This window comes from Micromonospora sp. NPDC093243 (assembly GCF_044753725.1).
Classification (GTDB): domain Bacteria; phylum Actinomycetota; class Actinomycetes; order Mycobacteriales; family Micromonosporaceae; genus Micromonospora.
On record NZ_JBIVNT010000004.1, the window covers coordinates 323,666 to 339,705 of the forward strand.

The following is a 16,040-nucleotide window of genomic DNA, read 5'->3' on the forward strand; positions in this document are numbered from 1 at the left end:
CCGTGACCCGTCGGTCGCGACGCACCCGGCCGCGGCCCGGCCGGGCGGATCGTGAAGCCCTCGGTCAGCTCAGCGGGACGAGGGTGAGCAGCTGATCTCGCACCGGCGGGCCGGGCTCGTCGATGGCGTCCGGATCCGGCTGGACCTCGCCGCGCCAGGCGACCAGCATGGCCCGACGTTCGCGCGGCGTGGTGCCGCCCCACACGCCGTGGCAGTCACCGACCTCCAGCGCCCAGGCCAGACAGGAGCCCTGCACCTCGCAGCTGCGGCAGAGTGCGACCGCCGCGTCGGCGGGCTCGTTCGGCGCCGGAAAGAACGTCTCCGGATCGACCGACTGACAGGTTCCTCTGGTCCGCCACGCGTCGTCCTCGCGCCGCTCGCGCAGTGCGCGGAGCAGTCGCGGATCTCGTCGTGCGGCGGCCACCTCATGCGGGCGGGGCATACGCGCCCGTGTCATCCACCCACCTCCCCCGTGGGACCGGCAAGATCGATGGGCGTCGTCCGCCCCCTGCGAATCGACACTCACCACCGGCGCTGTGTTCTATCGCACTTATGCGCACGGTCACAAGGGGCTACCGCGAAGATGGCTGAACGGTCAGGCGACGTTTCACCCGGAACTCTGGCAAATCGGCACGCGTATATGCGCGCAACGTGATCAGAAGAGCGTCAGATCCTTCGCGGCGACGGCCGGCGTCACCGGCACCCGCTCGACCAGTTGCGGGCCGTCGTTGCGGACGTCGCCGACCGCCGGGCCGACCGGACGGACCTCCAGCCCGGCGAGCCAGTCGGGCGCCGGCGGTGCGAGCAGCGACTCCGCATCGTCGGTCGGCGCCAGCCACGGGGCCCAGCGGTCGTGCGGGAGCAGCACCGGCATCCGGTCGTGCACCTCGGCCAACTCGCCGACCGCGGCGGTGGTCAGCACGCTGACGGTGAGCAACGCCTGGTCGCCGGTGCCCCAGAGCGACCAGATGCCGGCGAAGGCGAGCACCGAGGAGTCCAGCGGCGTCATGTAGTAGGCCTGCCGGCCGCCCGCCGAGCGGACCCACTCGTACCAGCCGTCGGCCGGCACCAGGCAGCGGCGGCGGGCGAAGGCACCCGCGTACGCCCGGCTGGTGGCCACCGTCTCGGCACGCGCGTTGATCATGCGGGCGGCGCCGGCGGCGCTGCGCGCCCAGTGCGGCAGGAAGCCCCAGCGGCCGACGGAGAGGGCGCGGTGCCCCTCGCTCGACACCCGGACCAGCGGAACAGGGTCGGTGGGTGCGACGTTGTGGTCCGGCCCGAGCCGGCCCCCGGTCTCGTCGTACGCCTCGAAGAGCGCGCTCAGCTCACCCGCGCTCCGGGTCGTCGCGTACCTGCCGCACATGTCCCACACGCTAACCCGCCGGACGGGGTGTCCGGTGTCCCGCCAACCGGGAGTCGGGTCACCGGCCGGCGCCACCCCCGGCCCGACACGGCAGAATGTAACCGTGGGGAATCTGACCGCGACGCGGCCGCTTCAGCCGTGGACCGCACCGACCGCCTCCGACCCGGTCGCGGTCACGCTGCGCCTGCCCGGCTCCAAGTCGATGACCGCCCGCGCGCTGGTGCTCAGCGCGCTGGCCAGCGGCCCGTCGACGCTCGCCGGGCCGCTGCGCGCGCGGGACACCGAACTGATGGCCGCCGGCCTGCGCGCGATGGGCGCGCACATGTCGATCAGCGACGACGACCGTTGGCTGGTCCGGCCGCACCGGCTGGTCGGTCCGGCGCACGTCGACGTCGGCCTGGCCGGCACGGTGATGCGCTTCGTCCCGCCGGTGGCCGGCCTGGCCGACGGGCAGATCACCTTCGACGGCGACCCGCAGGCCCGGACCAGGCCGCTCGGGCCGCTGATCGGCGCGCTGCGCTCGCTCGGGGTCCGCATCGATGTCGCCGGCGCCGACAGCCTCCCGCTGACCGTGCTCGGCGCCGGTCGGGTCGTCGGCGGCGAGGTGGTGATCGACGCCTCCGCCTCCAGCCAGCTCGTCTCCGGCCTGCTGCTGGCCGCGCCCCGCTTCGACCGCGGGGTGGTGGTCCGGCACGTCGGCCCGCCGGTCCCGTCCGCACCGCACCTGCGGATGACCGTGCAGATGCTGCGGGCCGCCGGCGCGGCGGTCGACGACACCACGCCCGACGTCTGGGCCGTCGAGCCCGGTCCGCTCACCGGGCGCGGCTGGGAGATCGAACCGGACCTCTCCGGCGCGGTGCCCTTCTTCGCCGCCGCCCTGGTGACCGGTGGCGAGGTGACGCTCCAGGGTTGGCCGCACAGCAGCGCCCAGCCACTCGAGCGGCTCCGCACGCTGCTGCAGCAGATGGGCGGCGAGGTGACCCTCACCACCACCGGACTGACCGTACGGGGCACCGGCGCGGTGCACGGCATCGAGGCCGATCTCGCCGACGTCAGCGAGCTGACCCCGGCGCTGACCGCGCTGGCGATGCTGGCCGACTCGCCGTCCCGGTTCTCCGGGGTGGCGCACATCCGCGGCCACGAGACCGACCGCATCGCCGCGCTGGCGCGGGAGTTCGCCGCGCTCGGCGCCGACCTCACCGAGTCCCGTGACGGGTTGGAGATCCGGCCGCGCCCGCTGCGCGGCGGGACGTTCCGCACCTACGCCGACCACCGGATGGCGCACGCCGCCGCGGTGGCCGGGCTGGCCGTGCCCGGCATCGAGCTGGACGACGTGGCGTGTACCTCGAAGACGATGCCCGAGTTCCCGGCACTATGGTCAGCGATGGTGACCGGCAAGAGCTGACGCGACGGAGGGTGGTCCTGGCGACCAAACGGCGGGAGTACGACGAGGACGACGTGCGGGTCCGGCCCGGCAAGTCGTCGCGCCCGCGCACCCGGACCCGCCCGTTGCACGCCGACGCGGTGGACGGCTTCGTCATCGCCGTCGACCGCGGGCGCTACACCTGCGTGCTCGGCGACGCGCCCACCCCGACGGTGACCGCGATGCGCGCCCGCGAGCTGGGCCGCAAGTCGGTGGTGGTCGGCGACCGGGTGGGGCTGGTCGGGGACACCTCGGGAGCGGCCGGTGCGCTGGCCCGGATCGTCCGGATCGCGGAGCGACGCTCCGTGCTGCGCCGCACCGCGGAGGACGACGCGACGACCGCCGAGGGCCGGCTGGAGCGGGTGGTGGTGGCCAACGCCGACCAGTTGGTGATCGTCAGCGCGCTGGCCGACCCGCCGCCGCGCACCGGTTTCATCGACCGCTGCCTGGTGGCCGCGTACGACGCGGACGTCGAGCCGCTGCTCTGCCTCACCAAGGCCGACCTGGCCGGGCCGGAGGCGGTGCTCGACTACTACACCGAGCTGGAGCTGCCGTACGTGCTGATCCGCCCGGATTCGGACCTGGCCGCCCTGCGGGCGCTGCTCGCGGGGCGGATCTCGGTGCTGGTCGGGCACTCCGGGGTGGGCAAGTCGACGCTGGTCAACCGACTCGTTCCGGACGCGGCCCGGGCGGTCGGCACGGTCAGCGCGATCGGCCGGGGACGGCACACCTCGACCAGCGCGGTCGCGCTCTGGCTGCCGGCGACACCCGGCGGCGGCGACGACCCCGGCTGGATCATCGACACCCCGGGGGTCCGCAGCTTCGGGCTGGCCCACGTCTCCGCGGACAGCCTCCTGCACGGCTTCCCCGACCTGGTCGAGGGGACGGTGGACTGTCCGGCCAACTGTCCGCACACCACCGACGCGCCGGACTGCGGGCTGGACGCCTGGGTGGCGGCCGGCAAGGCCGACCCGCGCCGGCTGGCCTCGTACCGCCGGCTGCTCGCCTCCCGGGCCGGCGAGAGCGACCCGCGCGGCGACGCCGACCAGCGCGGACCCGGCGAGGGCGACCGCCGCGGGCCGGACGAGTGATCCGGCGGGCGTCGGCTAGGTTGCCAGCATGACCGGGTACGCCGCCGACCTCGACCTCGCCCATCGGCTCGCCGACGCCGCCGACGCGGTCTCGACGGCCCGCTTCCGCGCCCTGGACCTACGGGTGGAGTCGAAGCCGGACCTCACCCCGGTCTCCGACGCGGACACCGCGGTGGAGCGGGAGATCCGCGCGCTGCTGGCCGAGCACCGACCGGCCGACGGGCTGCTCGGCGAGGAGTACGGCGCGCAGCCGGCGACCGGGCCGGACGGCCGGCGCTGGGTGGTCGACCCGATCGACGGCACCAAGAACTTCGTCCGGGGGGTGCCGGTCTGGGCCACCCTGATCGCGCTGTTGGAGGGGGATCGCCCGGTACTCGGGCTGGTCTCCGCGCCGGCGCTGGGCCGCCGCTGGTGGGCCGCGAGCGGGTCGGGGGCGTGGGCCGGGCCGGACCAGGCCGGCGGCGAGCCGATCCGGGTCTCCGCGGTGCGGCGACTCGCCGACGCCAGCTTCTGCTACTCGTCCCTGACCGGATGGGAGGCGGCCGGGCGGCTGGACGCGATGCTCGGCCTGATGCGGGAGTGCTGGCGCAGCCGGGCGTACGGCGACTTCTACGGTTACATGCTGCTGGCCGAGGGAGCACTCGACGTGATGGTGGAGCCGGAGCTGTCGCTCTGGGACATCGCCGCGCTGGTGCCGATCGTGACCGAGGCGGGCGGCGTCGTCACCGACCTGACCGGCGCGTCCGCCCCGGTCGCGGGCCCGGACACCGAGCACAGCGCGCTGGCCAGCAACGGTGCGCTGCACGCCGACATCCTGGCTCGGCTGGCTCGACCAGCCGAGCGCTGACCCTCAGCAACCTCTATCCTCGCCAGGTGGTCTCCTCCGGCTGGTGCTTCCTTGCGGCGATGATCGTCGCTTACGGCGTCGCCAACCTGCTCCAGTCGGTCGCCGCCGCCCGCACCACGGTGCACCACACCTTCGATCCCGGCCTGCTGCTGCGCCTGGCCGGGCACCGGACGTACCTGGTCGGGCTGGGCTGTCAGGTCGGCGGCTTCGTGCTTGCCTTCCTGGCCCGCCGCGACCTGCCGCTCTTCCTGGTGCAGGCGAGTGTGGCGGCCGGTCTCGGGGTCACCGCCATCCTCGGCGTGCTGGTGCTGAAGTGGCGGCTACCGGCCGCCGAGGTGGTGCTGTTGGCGCTGCTCTTCGCCGGGATCAGCGCGCTGGTGCTGGCCGCCCGGCCGGCGCCGTCGAAGCAGCTCGGCCCGGCCGGGCTGATCGCCCTGCTGGCGGTGCTCGGCGTGATCGCGGTGCTCGGCTTCTTCGCGGTCCGGCTGCACGGGGCGCCCGGCTCGGTGGCGCTCGGTTCGCTGGCCGGGTTGGCGTTCTCCGCCGCCGCGGTGGCCGCGCGCCCGCTGGCCTCGGTGCCGTCGGCCGAGGCGTTCGCCCGCAACCCGCTGCTCTATCTGCTGATCGCGCACTCGATTGTCGGGCAGCTGCTGCTCGGCCTGGCGATGCAGCGCGGCTCCACCACCGCGGCGGTGGCGGCGATGGACGCGGCCGGCGCGGTGCCCGCGGCGATCGTCGGCCTGCTGCTGCTCAACGACAAGATCTGGCCCGGCCGGGAGTGGCTGGCCGGCGTCGGTTTCCTGGTCACCCTGGCCGCGGTGATCGGCCTGACCCGGTACGCCGAACCGCAGCACCACCACGCGGTGGCCCGCCGGCGCGACCAGGCCATGGTCGGCGCCGGTCGCCCCGGCTGACGCTCAGGCCTCGACGGGCTTGCGCCGGCCCACCACCCGTTCGTAGAGGCGCTCCAGCGCGCCTGCGGTCCGTTCCCAGCTGTAGCTGCACCGCACCCGGTCCACCGCGGCGTGCCCGTACGCGAACCGCCCGGCGTTGTCGGAGAGCAGCCGGCGCAGTGTGACGCCGAGGGCGCGTACGTCGCCCGGCGGGACCAGTCGCCCGGTCACCTCGTCCACCACCGCGTCGGCGATCCCGCCCATCGCGTAGCCCACCACCGGCACGCCACAGGCCATCGCCTCGAGCGACACCCGCCCGGCGGAGGAGTAGTGCGGGGTGCAGGCGACCACGTCGGCCGACCGGTACCAGGTGGCCATCTGGTCGTGCGGCACCGCACCGACCAGCTTCACCTGGTCGGCCACGCCGGCCTGATCGGCCAGCTCACGAAGCCGGCGGGCCTCGGCGTGGCCGGCCAACTGCTCGGCGGGCGGGCCGCCGGCGATCACCAGCTCCGCGTCGCCGACCAGCCGCATCGCCTGGATCAGGTCCTCCTGGCCGTGCCCCGCCGAGAGGCCGCCCACGGAGAGGATCCGGGCCCGCCGGTCGCGCGGGGCCGCCTCACCGTCGGGGTGGAACAGCTCGGTGTCCACCCCGGTGGGCACCATCGCCACCGCGGTGCGTTGCAGGCCCATCCGGGTGAGCTCGTCGACCTCGTCGTTGCACTGGGCCACTGCGATGTCCACCGCCCGGGTCAGGGCCCGCTCCAGCGGGATCCGCTCCCCCGGGCCGCCGTACTGCCGGCCGAGGTGGCGCAGCTGCTCGACGCCGAGCGAGTGGAAGGTCTGCACGACCGGGATGTCGGTCTCCCGGACGGCGTGCGCCGCGGCCAGCCCACCCACCCAGTAGTGCCCGTGCACCACGTCCGGACTCCAGTCACCGGCCCAGCGGTCGGTCAGCCAGCCGCCGAAGCCGGTCACGTACGGGATCAGCTCGGCGGTGGACAGCGGCGCGGCGGGGCCGACCGGAACCCGCTCCACCCGGTAGCCGTCGATCTCCAGGGTCTCCGACAGCCCCGGATCATCCCGGCGTTCGTAGAGCCGCACCTCGTGGCCTCGTCCGGCCAGTTCGGCAGCGACCCGTGCGATGTGCTGGTGCGTACCGACGGCAGGGCCTTCGGTCGTCCTGGTCGGGCCGGCGTGCGCGCAGACGAGACCGACGCGCATGGGTCACCTCCATGCGATCTTCTAGCAGTGGTCCTCCCGGTCAGAGGGTCCCATTAACCAGGGGCCCGTAAGCCGAAACCTGGCAGATCGGGAACAGCCCGGGCAGGTGCCCCGGACGCTTGCGCCACGACAAGCACTTCAGCCTCCCGGATCGCCGTCCGGTGATCACGGTTTGTGCTGATCCGACCTGCATCGGCGGCATGACCCGCCCCGGGCGGGGGTACCGGCGAAGAATGCCTCTCAGCCGCAGCCTCGACGAGGCCACCGTGGTGGTCACCGGCGCCTCCAGCGGGATCGGTACCGCCACCGCGTACGCCCTGGCCCGCCGGGGCGCGGCCGTCGTCCTGGCCGCCCGCAGCGAGTCGGCCCTGACCCGGGTCGCCCAGCGCTGCCGGGAACTGGGGGGCAGGGCGCTGGTCGTGCCGACCGACGTCACCGACGCGGCCTCGGTGGAGCAGCTGGCCGACCGCGCGGCGACCGAGTTCGGCCGGATCGACGGTTGGATCAACAACGCCGCGGTGGGCGTGGTCGGGCTCTTCGACGAGATCCCGGTCGCCGAGTTCCGTCGGGTGCTGGAGGTGAACCTGCTCGGCACCGTGCACGGTCTGCGGGCCGCGTTGCCGTACCTCGGCGCCGCCGGGGGCGGGGTGGTGGTCAACAACGCCTCGGTGCTGGCGGAGGTGGCGATGCCGTACCAGTCGGCGTACAACGCCACGAAGCACGCCATCCGCGGCCTGGCCGACACCGTCCGCCAGGAGCTGCGGGTCACCGGCCGGGGCAACATCTCGATCTGCACGGTGCTGCCGGCCACCATCGACACCCCGTTCTTCCGGCACACCGCGAACCACACCGGCCGAGAGCTGGTGCCGCCGCCGCCGATCTACCCGCCGGAGACGGTTGCCGCGACCATCGTCCGGCTGCTGCGCCGGCCGCGCCGGGAGGCGTACGCCGGTGGCGCGGCACGGCTGATCGGCCTCCAGTGGCGGCTCGCGCCGGCGCTCGCCGAACGCACCCTCGGCTGGTACGCGCACCGTACCCAGTTCGGGCCGGGCTCCCGCGCGGACAGCACCGGCAACGTGTTCCGGGCCGACGCGGAGGGTCGACGGGAGGGGGGCTGGTACGGCCGGCGACGGCAACTGGTCCGGATGACCGCCGCCTTCGGACTCGCCGCCGCCGGCACGGCGGTCGGCACGATGGCCGCACGTACCCGCCGCGCCCGGACGGACCGCTGATGAGCCGGGCCGAGCGGTCGAATGCGCGGGCGGTGGCGGACGTGCACAATGGGTCGATCATGCCGACGGACGTGCAGTTCCTTGTCGAGACGGACGAGTCCAGCGCGGTGCTCCGGCTGACCGGGGTGCTCGACCCGTCCGGCACCGGGCGTGTCCGCGACGCGCTGCTCACCCGGCTCTGTGAGCGTCCCGGCCCGGTGGTGGCCGACCTGACCGATCTGCGGTTCACCGACCCGGCCGCCCGGGCCGTCTTCGCGGACGTGCAGCGGGAGGTCGCCGACTGGCCCGCGGCGGGTCTGCTGGTCTGCGACCCCGCGGCGGCCGGCCATCCGGCGCTGGCCGGGGTGCCGGTCTGGTCGACCCTCGACGGGGCGATGGCGGCGCTGGCCGAGTCGCCGAAGGCCGCGGTGCTCAACACCGACCTCGCCCCGGTGCTCGGCGCCGCCCGGCAGGCCCGGGAGCTGGTCACCGACGGCTGTCGGCGGTGGGGCATGCCGGCCCTCGCCGAGCCGGGCAGCATCGCCATCACCGAGATGGTCAACAACGTGGTCGCGCACGCGCGCACCCCGATGACCGTGCGGCTCGCCCCCGACGGCCCCCTGCTGCACCTGGCCGTCCGCGATCACTCGTCGCGCCAGCCCACCTTCGCCGGGCTGGCTCCGTTGACCTCGACCGGCGGTCGCGGCCTGCTGCTGATCGACACGGTGGCGCGACGCTGGGGCAGCAGCCCGGTCCCGGACGGCAAGGTCGTCTGGTGCGTCCTGAACCCCGCCGACCAGCCTCCGCTCTGATCGGCGCCGCGCCCCCACCGCAGCGCGGGCGGTTTCTTACCCTTCGCGGCTTTCGCGGGACAACAGCACGGCATGAGCGGCGGGTCGAGCGGGTAGAGATCCGTCATGCGCGACGACGAGTACCCGACCCCCGTGTCCGACCCGGAGGCCAACGGCCTGCCGGGCACCGCCGATGACGACTCGACCGCCAACGACGACGTGCTGACCGGTCGTGAGGCGGACGGTCCGGACCCGGCCCAGCTCCCCGGCGACCGCACCCCGGTCGCGGTGGACCGGTTCGGGACCACCGCCGACGAGCAGCTCGACGGCGAGTCGCTGGACTACAAGCTCCAGCGGGAGAGCTACGAGCGTCCCGTCGACGACCCGCTGGCCGGAACGGTCGACCCGGACATCGCGGCCGAGGCGACCAGCGACGAGGCCGCGGCGCAGGCCCAGCTCGACGCGGACGTGATCGACCCGGGCCCCACCTCGGACCCGAACTCCCCGGTCTCGGTCTACGACCACGGCCAGCTCGGCACGGTCGCCGACGCGACGGTGGGCCGACTCGTGGAACCGGACGAGGGCGCGCACACGGACCAGGAGACCGACAACGTGGCGTACGACGCCGGGGCGGCCGGTGGCGGCGCGAGCGCCGAGGAGCTGGCCATCCACGAGACCCGACCGCCGCACTCGGTCTGACCGGGGTCAGCTGTCCAGGCCCCGCTCGATCGCGTAGCGGGTCAGCTCGACCCGGTTGTGCAGCTGCAGCTTGCCCAGTGTGTTCTGGACATGGTTCTGCACCGTACGGTGTGCGAGCCCGAGCCGCTGCGCGATCTGCTTGTAGGACATCCCCTTGGCGACCAGCCGGAGCACCTCGGTCTCCCGGTCGGTCAGCCGCGGCGCCAGGTCGCTCCCGGGCCCGGCGTCGGGACCACCCGACGCCGGGTTGGCCGCCAACCGCCGGTACTCGCCGAGGACCAGGCCGGCCAGGCCGGGGGTGAAGACCGGCTCGCCGGCCGCGGTGCGGCGCACCGCCTCCAGGAACTCCGCCGGCGCCGCGGACTTGACCAGGTAGCCGGTCGCCCCCGCCTTGACCGCGTCCAGCACACCCTGCTGCTCGCCGCTCGCTGACAGCATCAGCACCCGCACCCGCACCTGCGGCAACGCGGCCCGCAGCCCGTGGATCACCTCTACTCCGGAGATGTCCGGCAGTTGCAGGTCCAGCACCACCACGTCGGGCCGGGCGGCGGCCGCCACCCTGATCGCCTGCCGGCCCTCGCCGCTGGTGGCGACCACCAGGTGACCGGCCTCGGTCAGGTCGCGGGCCACCCCCTCCCGCCACATCGGGTGATCGTCGACCACCATCACCCGCACCGGGCCACCCGCATGGGCGTGCCCCGCCGGCCCGGGCGCTCCGCCGGCAGCTGCGGTGGCGTCCGGCCCGGTCACCGGTCGACCCTCGGCACCGTCAACTCCACCTCGGTGCCCGCGCCGGGCGTCGAGACGATGCGCGCCGTACCGCCCAGCTCGGCGATCCGGCCCCGGATGGACTGCGCCACCCCGAGTCGGCCCTGCGTCACGGCCTCGGCCAGCCGGCCGTCCGGGATGCCCGGCCCTTCGTCGCGAACCGACACGGTCACCGTCGTCCCCTCGTCCTCGATCAGCACCCAGGCCCGCCCGCCGGCGTGCCGTCGCACGTTCTCCAGCGCCGCCGCGGTCGCGGCCGCCAACTCGCGCGCCACCGGCCCGGGCAGCGGCACCGGGGTGGCCGGCGCGGAGACCGACACCGTCGCGGCGGCGTACCGCCCGAGCAGGGCGCGCAGGTCGACCGGACCGTCGTCGGTCACCCCGGCCGGGACGGCGCCGGCGATCAGCGCCCGCAACGCGGCCTCCTGCTCGCCGGCGAGCCGGGCCAGCTCCCCGGCCTCCCCCGGCAGGTGCGCACCGCGCCGCTGCACCAGGGCGAGCACCTGGAGCACCGAGTCGTGGATGTCCCGGGCCAGCCGCTCCCGCTCCCGGGTGGCCGCCTCCAGCTCCACGGCCCGGTGCAGCCGCTCCTCCGCGGTGACCGCCAGCCGCGCGACGTGCCCCACCACCACCCCCGCGAGCAGGATCAGGATGACACCGGTGAGCGAGGACTGGCTGACCCGCTCCCGGGTGGCCAGGTCCGCGCCGCCGATCACCAGGGCCGCGACGGTGCCCCGCCGCCGGCCGCCGGAGACGGCCCAGGCGAGCACCGGGCCGGCCAGCCAGGCCACCGCCAGGGTGGGCACCCCGGCGTGCAGCGCCGACCGGCCGATCACCCACGGGGTGGCCAGCATGATCGCCAGCACCACTCCGAGGTCGGCCAGGAGCAGCGGCCAGCCGCGCCAGGCCGGTCGGGCGTAGCCGAGCGCGGTCACCCCGGTCCAGACGATCATCGCCAGCACCAGGCCGGCGGCGGCGAGCGGGTGGGCGTACCGGTCGGCGTCGCGCACCGCCAGCAGGCAGACGTACGCGAGCGAGGCCACCCGGAACACCGCGATGGCACGCCAGAGCGGTACCTCGAACCCACCCGGCGACGACGGCATGGGCGCCACCATGCCACAGTGCGTCCGCCGGACGGGGGGCCGCCTGATGCAGATCAGGAAACCCTGACGTACGGTGGAAATGCCGCGAATAACTCCTAGATCCGCTGTCGGGACGGGGCCATGACGAACGCCGAGCCCAGCGCACCGCGTACGGTTGTGCCCATCGAACCTTCCCTCCTCATCGCCGACGCCTTCGAGCAGGCTCAGGTGACCGAGCTGCGTCACTCGGTCAGCTCCTGCGCGCAGGCTGCGGGGCTGCGCGGGCAGCGCCTCGACGACTTCGTGCTCGCGGTCAACGAGCTGATCACCAACGCGGTGCGGCACGGTGGCGGGAGCGGGTCGCTGCGGCTGTGGCAGCGTGGCGAGCGGCTGGTCTGCGAGGTCGCCGACCACGGGCACGGCATCAGCGCCCGGCGGCTGGGCGACCGGAGCCGCCCGGAGCCGGAGATCGCCGGGGGCTGGGGGCTCTGGCTGGCCCGGCAGCTCAGCGACACCATGGAGGTCGAGAGCGGCGAGACCGGCACCATCGTCCGGATCAGCGCCGCCGTCACCGCCCCGACCTCCTCCGCCTGACCCGACTGGTCGCCGCGCCGTCGGCGACAGCCGACCGCCGGCGCCGGACGGCCACCGCAGCAGCCGGGCCGCTCAGGCGAAGAGCGCGCTCACCGACTCACCGTTGTGGATCCGCCGCATCGCCTCGGCCAACGCCGGCGCCACCGAGAGCACCTGCAGCTTCGGCACCCGCTTCGCCACCGGAATCGGCACGGTGTTGGTGCAGACGATCTCCAACACGCCCTCCTGGTCGCTGAGCCGGCCGAGCGCGTCGCTGGAGAAGAGGCCGTGGGTACAGGCCAGCCGGATCGAGCGCACCTTCAGCTCGCGCAGATGCTCCATCAGCTCGACCACCGTGCTGCCCTTGGCGATCTCGTCGTCGAGCACGATGACGTCCCGGTCGGCCACGTCGCCGATCACCGCGCTGATCGTGACCTTGTCGTCGCTGAACCGCTGCTTCGCGCCGGCGGCCACCGGGGTGCCGAGCATCCGGGCGAAGGCCGCCGCCTCCTTCGCGTTTCCCAGGTCGGGCGAGACGACCACCGAATTGCTCAGGTCGTAGCGCCGGAAGTGCCGGGCCAGCTCGCGCAGCGCGTGCAGGTGGTCGACCGGCACGCTGAAGAAGCCGTGCACCTGCGGCGAGTGCAGCGTCATGGCCAGCACGCGGTCCGCCCCGGCCGAGGTGAGCAGGTCGGCGACGAGCCGGGCCCCGATCGAGATCCGCGGCGCGTCCTTCTTGTCCGACCGGGCGTACGCGTAGTGCGGCAGCACCACGGTGATCCGGCCGGCCGAGGCTCCCCGGGCCGCGTCGATCATGAGCAGCAGCTCGACCAGGTGCTCCTGCACCGGCGGCACCAGCGGTTGGATCAGGAAGACGTCCCGTTCCCGGCAGTTGGCCTGCAACTGCACTTCCAGGCAGTCGTTGGCGAAGCGGGACACCCGCACGGGGTGCAGGGGCACGCCCAGGTTGGTGCAGATCTCGGCGGCGAGGTCAGGGTGGGCGGTTCCGCTGAAGACGGCGATGTCACGCACGTCTGCAGATCGTACGGGCCGCCGCTCGGCCGTCTTGCCGACCCACGAGGAGAGTTCCGGCGGTCGCCGCGCCGCCGTCGGGGCGGGTACGGTGCTGCCGTGACCGGAGAGTACGTCGCCGCCATCGACCAGGGCACCACCTCCTCGCGGTGCATCGTCTTCGACCGGGCCGGGGCGATCGTCTCGGTGGCGCAGCGCGAACACCGGCAGATCTTCCCCCGCCCCGGGTGGGTCGAGCACGACGCCGAGGAGATCTGGGCGAACGTCGAGCAGGTGGTCCGTGCGGCGTTGCAGACCGCCGGCACCGACCCGGCCGGGCTGGCCGCGGTCGGCATCACCAACCAGCGGGAGACCACCGTGGTCTGGGACCGGGCCACTGGCCGCCCGGTGGCCAACGCGATCGTCTGGCAGGACACCCGGACCGGGCCGCAGCTGCGCGAGCTCGACCAGGCGTACGGCGAGGAGCTGTTCCGATCCCGCACCGGCCTGCCGCTGGCCACCTACTTCGCCGGCCCCAAGCTGCGCTGGCTGCTGGAGCACGTCGACGGGCTACGGGCCCGGGCCGAGGCCGGCGAAGTGCTCTTCGGCACGATGGACAGCTGGCTGATCTGGAAGCTGACCGGCCGGCACGTCACCGACGTGACCAACGCCAGCCGGACCATGCTGATGGACCTGACCACTCTGGACTGGGACGCCGAACTGCTCGACGCGATGGGCGTGCCGGCCGCGATGTTGCCGCGGATCTGCGGCTCCGCCGAGGTCTACGGCACGGCCACCGGGGTGCTCGCCGGGGTGCCGGTGGCCAGTGCGCTCGGCGACCAGCAGGCCGCGCTGTTCGGGCAGACCTGCTTCCAGCCCGGCGAGGCCAAGTGCACCTACGGCACCGGCAGCTTCCTGCTGCTGAACACCGGGGCGAGCCCGGTCGCCTCGTCGCACGGCCTGCTCACCACGGTCGCCTACCGCATCGCGGGACAGCCCGCCACGTACGCCCTGGAGGGGGCGATCGCGGTGACCGGGTCCCTGGTGCAGTGGCTGCGGGACAACCTCGGTCTGATCTCCACCGCGCCCGAGGTGGAGGAGTTGGCCCGCACCGTCGAGGACAACGGCGGCTGCTACGTGGTGCCCGCGTTCTCCGGGCTCTTCGCGCCGCACTGGCGCAGCGACGCGCGTGGCGTGATCGCCGGGCTCACCGGCTACATCACCAAGGGACACCTGGCCCGGGCGGCACTGGAGGCCACGGCCTGGCAGACCCGGGAAGTGGTCGACGCGATGAACGCCGACTCCGACGTGGCGCTGCGCCGGCTGCGGGTGGACGGTGGGATGACCGGCAACGAGCTGCTGATGCAGTTCCTCGCCGACGTGCTCGACGTGCCGGTGGTCCGCCCCCGGATCACCGAGACCACCTGCCTGGGCGCCGCGTACGCCGCCGGCCTGGCCGTCGGCTTCTGGCCCGACCTGGCCACCCTGCGCGCGCACTGGCGCTCCGACGCCGAGTGGGCCCCCGCGATGGATCCGGCGCTGCGCGATGCGGAGCTGCGCAACTGGCGCAAGGCCGTACAGCGCACCCTCGACTGGGCGGAGTGAGCCGTGCCGGTGACGAATCCCTGGTTGGCGGGTCCGAGCCCGACCGGACGGCTCGATCCGGAGCGGCTCGGTGAGCGCATCCTCAACCTGCTGTCGTCGCAGAACATGTGCGTGCTGGCCACCGCGGGCCCGGGCGGCCCGCTGGCCACGCCGGTGCGCTACTTCCACCTCGACTTCGCGCTGCTGTTCACCGCCGCGGCGGGCACGCCGAAGATGCGCAACATCGCCGCCGACCCCCGGGTGTCGATCGGGGTGTTCGCGCCGCTCGTCGGGCAGGCCAGCAGTCGGGGCGCGCAGGTGTTCGGGCGGGCCCGGGTGCTCGCCCCGGACGACGAGCTTTTCGCCCACTACTGGCCGGCCGTGCGCTGGCAGTCGGACCACGTCGAGCGCTCCCGCGACCTGGACGAGCCGCCCGACGGGCCGCTGGTGGTGGTCGAGGCCGACCGAATCGTCTACACCGAGCACTGGCTGCGGCGCGAGGGCTACGCGCCCCGGCAGTTCTGGCGGCGCCCGCCGGCGTCCTGACCGGCGGGCAGCGGCTCGGTCGGCAGGCCGCTGGCGCGGCCCGCTCACTCACACCCGGCGGTGACCGGTGAGCCCCCGGCACCGTACGGGTGTGGGACCGCGCGCACCGGGTAGCCGTTCGCCTACCGCTCGGCCGTCCGGGCGGCGCCGCCGGGAAGAGGAGGCTCAGATGGCACGCATGGCCAACACGCCGTCCCAGGACGGCGAGTTTGAATTCTGGCGAAACCACGCACAGATCTCGTTGCAGCCGGTTGCCCCGCCGTCGATCCTGGGCCTCTTCGGCTTCGCCGCCGCCACCTTCGTCGTGGCCACGAACCTGGCGGGCTGGTACGGCGACACGAACACACCGAGCTTCCTGTTTCCGTTCGCCGCGTTCACGGGTGGTCTCGCGCAGTTCCTGGCCGGGATGTGGGCCTACCGGGCCCGCGACGGCCTGGCCACCGCGATGCACGGGATGTGGGGCGCCTTCTGGCTCGCCTACGGGGTGCTCTTCCTGCTGGTGGCGCTCGGGGCGCTGACCCCGCCGACCCCCTTCGTGGCGCTCGGCTACTGGTTCATCGCCCTCGCGGCGATCACCTGGTCCGGCGCGGTGGCCGCGCTCGCGAAGAACCTCAGCCTCGCCCTGACCCTGATCGCGCTCGCCGCCGGTGCCACCGCTCAGGCGATCGGCCAGCTCGCCGACATCTCGGGCTGGCGCACACTCGGCGCCTACTTCTTCATCGCCTCGGCCGTGGTGGCCTGGTACACCGCGACGGCGATGATGCTGGAGGCCACCTATGGTCGGGCCGTTCTGCCGCTCGGCATGCTCCGCGCCCCGAGCCGGCCGGGAGCGCAGCCGCCGCAGGCCATCCAGTTCGTGTCGGGCGAGCCGGGCATCAAGATCGGGCAGTGACCGTCCGGGCGGGCGACGCCGCGGCGCGGCCCGCCCGCACGC

Annotated in this window: 16 protein-coding genes and 1 pseudogene; 11 read left to right on the top strand and 6 right to left on the bottom strand. The window is 74.2% G+C overall.

All coding sequences use genetic code 11. The annotated features are described in order from the left end of the window. Positions 1–64 precede the first annotated feature (64 nt). Positions 65–457, bottom strand: a complete 393-nt coding sequence (locus tag ACIP9D_RS15250) for a WhiB family transcriptional regulator (RefSeq protein ID WP_350871635.1) — start codon at positions 455–457, stop codon at positions 65–67. A gap of 198 nt (positions 458–655) precedes the next feature. Continuing rightward, complete coding sequence (locus ACIP9D_RS15255; protein WP_350871633.1) at positions 656–1,363, bottom strand: SOS response-associated peptidase; 708 nt, start codon at positions 1,361–1,363, stop codon at positions 656–658. Positions 1,364–1,466: 103 nt separating this feature from the next. On the opposite strand from ACIP9D_RS15255, the gene aroA reads away from it, so the two are divergent. From aroA to ACIP9D_RS15275, 4 genes and pseudogenes are all read left to right on the top strand, one after another. Then, complete coding sequence (aroA, locus tag ACIP9D_RS15260) at positions 1,467–2,768, top strand: 3-phosphoshikimate 1-carboxyvinyltransferase (RefSeq protein ID WP_350871631.1); 1,302 nt, start codon at positions 1,467–1,469, stop codon at positions 2,766–2,768. Continuing rightward, entirely contained in the window at positions 2,738–3,877 is a 1,140-nt protein-coding gene (gene rsgA / locus ACIP9D_RS15265; RefSeq protein ID WP_350871629.1) for a ribosome small subunit-dependent GTPase A, read from the top strand. The genes aroA and rsgA overlap by 31 nt, the downstream gene beginning before the upstream one ends. A 28-nt stretch (positions 3,878–3,905) precedes the next feature. Next, entirely contained in the window at positions 3,906–4,724 is an 819-nt protein-coding gene (gene hisN / locus ACIP9D_RS15270; protein ID WP_350871627.1) for a histidinol-phosphatase, read from the top strand. A 59-nt stretch (positions 4,725–4,783) separates the two neighbouring features. Continuing rightward, positions 4,784–5,684: pseudogene (locus ACIP9D_RS15275) on the top strand (hypothetical protein). On the opposite strand, the gene ACIP9D_RS15280 reads toward ACIP9D_RS15275, so the two are convergent. Next, complete coding sequence (locus ACIP9D_RS15280) at positions 5,642–6,841, bottom strand: glycosyltransferase (protein WP_350871626.1); 1,200 nt, start codon at positions 6,839–6,841, stop codon at positions 5,642–5,644. The pseudogene ACIP9D_RS15275 and the gene ACIP9D_RS15280 sit on opposite strands and share 43 nt — an antisense overlap. Positions 6,842–7,074: 233 nt before the next feature. On the opposite strand from ACIP9D_RS15280, the gene ACIP9D_RS15285 reads away from it, so the two are divergent. The 3 genes from ACIP9D_RS15285 (at position 7,075) to ACIP9D_RS15295 (ending at position 9,542) form a co-directional block, all read left to right on the top strand. Then, the gene (locus ACIP9D_RS15285) at positions 7,075–8,073 is read left to right on the top strand and encodes an SDR family oxidoreductase (protein WP_350871624.1); all 999 of its coding nucleotides are present in this window, start codon (positions 7,075–7,077) and stop codon (positions 8,071–8,073) included. After that, entirely contained in the window at positions 8,073–8,864 is a 792-nt protein-coding gene (locus ACIP9D_RS15290; RefSeq protein ID WP_400450030.1) for an ATP-binding protein, read from the top strand. Before ACIP9D_RS15285 ends, ACIP9D_RS15290 begins: the two co-directional genes overlap by 1 nt. A 105-nt stretch (positions 8,865–8,969) precedes the next feature. Further along, positions 8,970–9,542 carry a DUF5709 domain-containing protein gene (locus tag ACIP9D_RS15295; RefSeq protein WP_350871620.1) on the top strand — a complete coding sequence of 191 codons (573 nt, stop codon included), beginning with the start codon at positions 8,970–8,972 and terminating at the stop codon, positions 9,540–9,542. Between the two features lie 6 nt (positions 9,543–9,548). On the opposite strand, the gene ACIP9D_RS15300 is transcribed toward ACIP9D_RS15295, so the two are convergent. Beyond that, positions 9,549–10,208 (bottom strand): response regulator transcription factor, encoded by a 660-nt coding sequence (locus ACIP9D_RS15300; protein ID WP_350872131.1) that lies wholly within the window; start codon positions 10,206–10,208, stop codon positions 9,549–9,551. A gap of 80 nt (positions 10,209–10,288) precedes the next feature. Further along, on the bottom strand, positions 10,289–11,413 hold the full coding sequence (macS, locus tag ACIP9D_RS15305) for a MacS family sensor histidine kinase (RefSeq protein WP_350871618.1): 1,125 nt from the start codon (positions 11,411–11,413) through the stop codon (positions 10,289–10,291). A 120-nt stretch (positions 11,414–11,533) separates the two neighbouring features. Here macS and ACIP9D_RS15310 point away from each other — a divergent pair, with 120 nt between their 5' ends. Further along, the gene (locus ACIP9D_RS15310) at positions 11,534–11,986 is read left to right on the top strand and encodes an ATP-binding protein (RefSeq protein WP_350871617.1); all 453 of its coding nucleotides are present in this window, start codon (positions 11,534–11,536) and stop codon (positions 11,984–11,986) included. A 72-nt stretch (positions 11,987–12,058) separates the two neighbouring features. Here the strand turns inward: ACIP9D_RS15310 and ACIP9D_RS15315 are convergent, their stop codons facing one another. Further along, positions 12,059–12,997, bottom strand: a complete 939-nt coding sequence (locus ACIP9D_RS15315) for a ribose-phosphate pyrophosphokinase (protein ID WP_350871615.1) — start codon at positions 12,995–12,997, stop codon at positions 12,059–12,061. A gap of 99 nt (positions 12,998–13,096) precedes the next feature. Here ACIP9D_RS15315 and glpK point away from each other — a divergent pair, with 99 nt between their 5' ends. The 3 genes from glpK to ACIP9D_RS15330 all read left to right on the top strand — a co-directional run bounded on the left by glpK (position 13,097) and on the right by ACIP9D_RS15330 (position 15,998). After that, positions 13,097–14,581, top strand: coding sequence for a glycerol kinase GlpK (gene glpK, locus ACIP9D_RS15320; protein WP_350871613.1), 1,485 nt, complete (start codon positions 13,097–13,099; stop codon positions 14,579–14,581). A gap of 3 nt (positions 14,582–14,584) precedes the next feature. Further along, entirely contained in the window at positions 14,585–15,106 is a 522-nt protein-coding gene (locus ACIP9D_RS15325) for a pyridoxamine 5'-phosphate oxidase family protein (RefSeq protein ID WP_350871612.1), read from the top strand. A gap of 169 nt (positions 15,107–15,275) precedes the next feature. Next, positions 15,276–15,998 carry a GPR1/FUN34/YaaH family transporter gene (locus tag ACIP9D_RS15330; protein ID WP_350871610.1) on the top strand — a complete coding sequence of 241 codons (723 nt, stop codon included), beginning with the start codon at positions 15,276–15,278 and terminating at the stop codon, positions 15,996–15,998. Positions 15,999–16,040 lie beyond the last annotated feature (42 nt).

What these genes read in the sequence shown, in the direction of transcription:
- ACIP9D_RS15250 (WP_350871635.1), bottom strand. Translation starts at nt 457, where the DNA reads ATGACACGGGCGCGTATGCCCCGCCCGCATGAGGTGGCCGCCGCACGA.
- ACIP9D_RS15255 (WP_350871633.1), bottom strand. Translation starts at nt 1,363, where the DNA reads ATGTGCGGCAGGTACGCGACGACCCGGAGCGCGGGTGAGCTGAGCGCG.
- rsgA (WP_350871629.1), top strand. Translation starts at nt 2,738, where the DNA reads ATGGTCAGCGATGGTGACCGGCAAGAGCTGACGCGACGGAGGGTGGTC.
- hisN (WP_350871627.1), top strand. Translation starts at nt 3,906, where the DNA reads ATGACCGGGTACGCCGCCGACCTCGACCTCGCCCATCGGCTCGCCGAC.
- ACIP9D_RS15280 (WP_350871626.1), bottom strand. Translation starts at nt 6,841, where the DNA reads ATGCGCGTCGGTCTCGTCTGCGCGCACGCCGGCCCGACCAGGACGACC.
- ACIP9D_RS15285 (WP_350871624.1), top strand. Translation starts at nt 7,075, where the DNA reads ATGCCTCTCAGCCGCAGCCTCGACGAGGCCACCGTGGTGGTCACCGGC.
- ACIP9D_RS15290 (WP_400450030.1), top strand. Translation starts at nt 8,073, where the DNA reads ATGAGCCGGGCCGAGCGGTCGAATGCGCGGGCGGTGGCGGACGTGCAC.
- ACIP9D_RS15295 (WP_350871620.1), top strand. Translation starts at nt 8,970, where the DNA reads ATGCGCGACGACGAGTACCCGACCCCCGTGTCCGACCCGGAGGCCAAC.
- ACIP9D_RS15300 (WP_350872131.1), bottom strand. Translation starts at nt 10,208, where the DNA reads ATGGTGGTCGACGATCACCCGATGTGGCGGGAGGGGGTGGCCCGCGAC.
- macS (WP_350871618.1), bottom strand. Translation starts at nt 11,413, where the DNA reads ATGCCGTCGTCGCCGGGTGGGTTCGAGGTACCGCTCTGGCGTGCCATC.
- ACIP9D_RS15310 (WP_350871617.1), top strand. Translation starts at nt 11,534, where the DNA reads ATGACGAACGCCGAGCCCAGCGCACCGCGTACGGTTGTGCCCATCGAA.
- ACIP9D_RS15330 (WP_350871610.1), top strand. Translation starts at nt 15,276, where the DNA reads ATGGCACGCATGGCCAACACGCCGTCCCAGGACGGCGAGTTTGAATTC.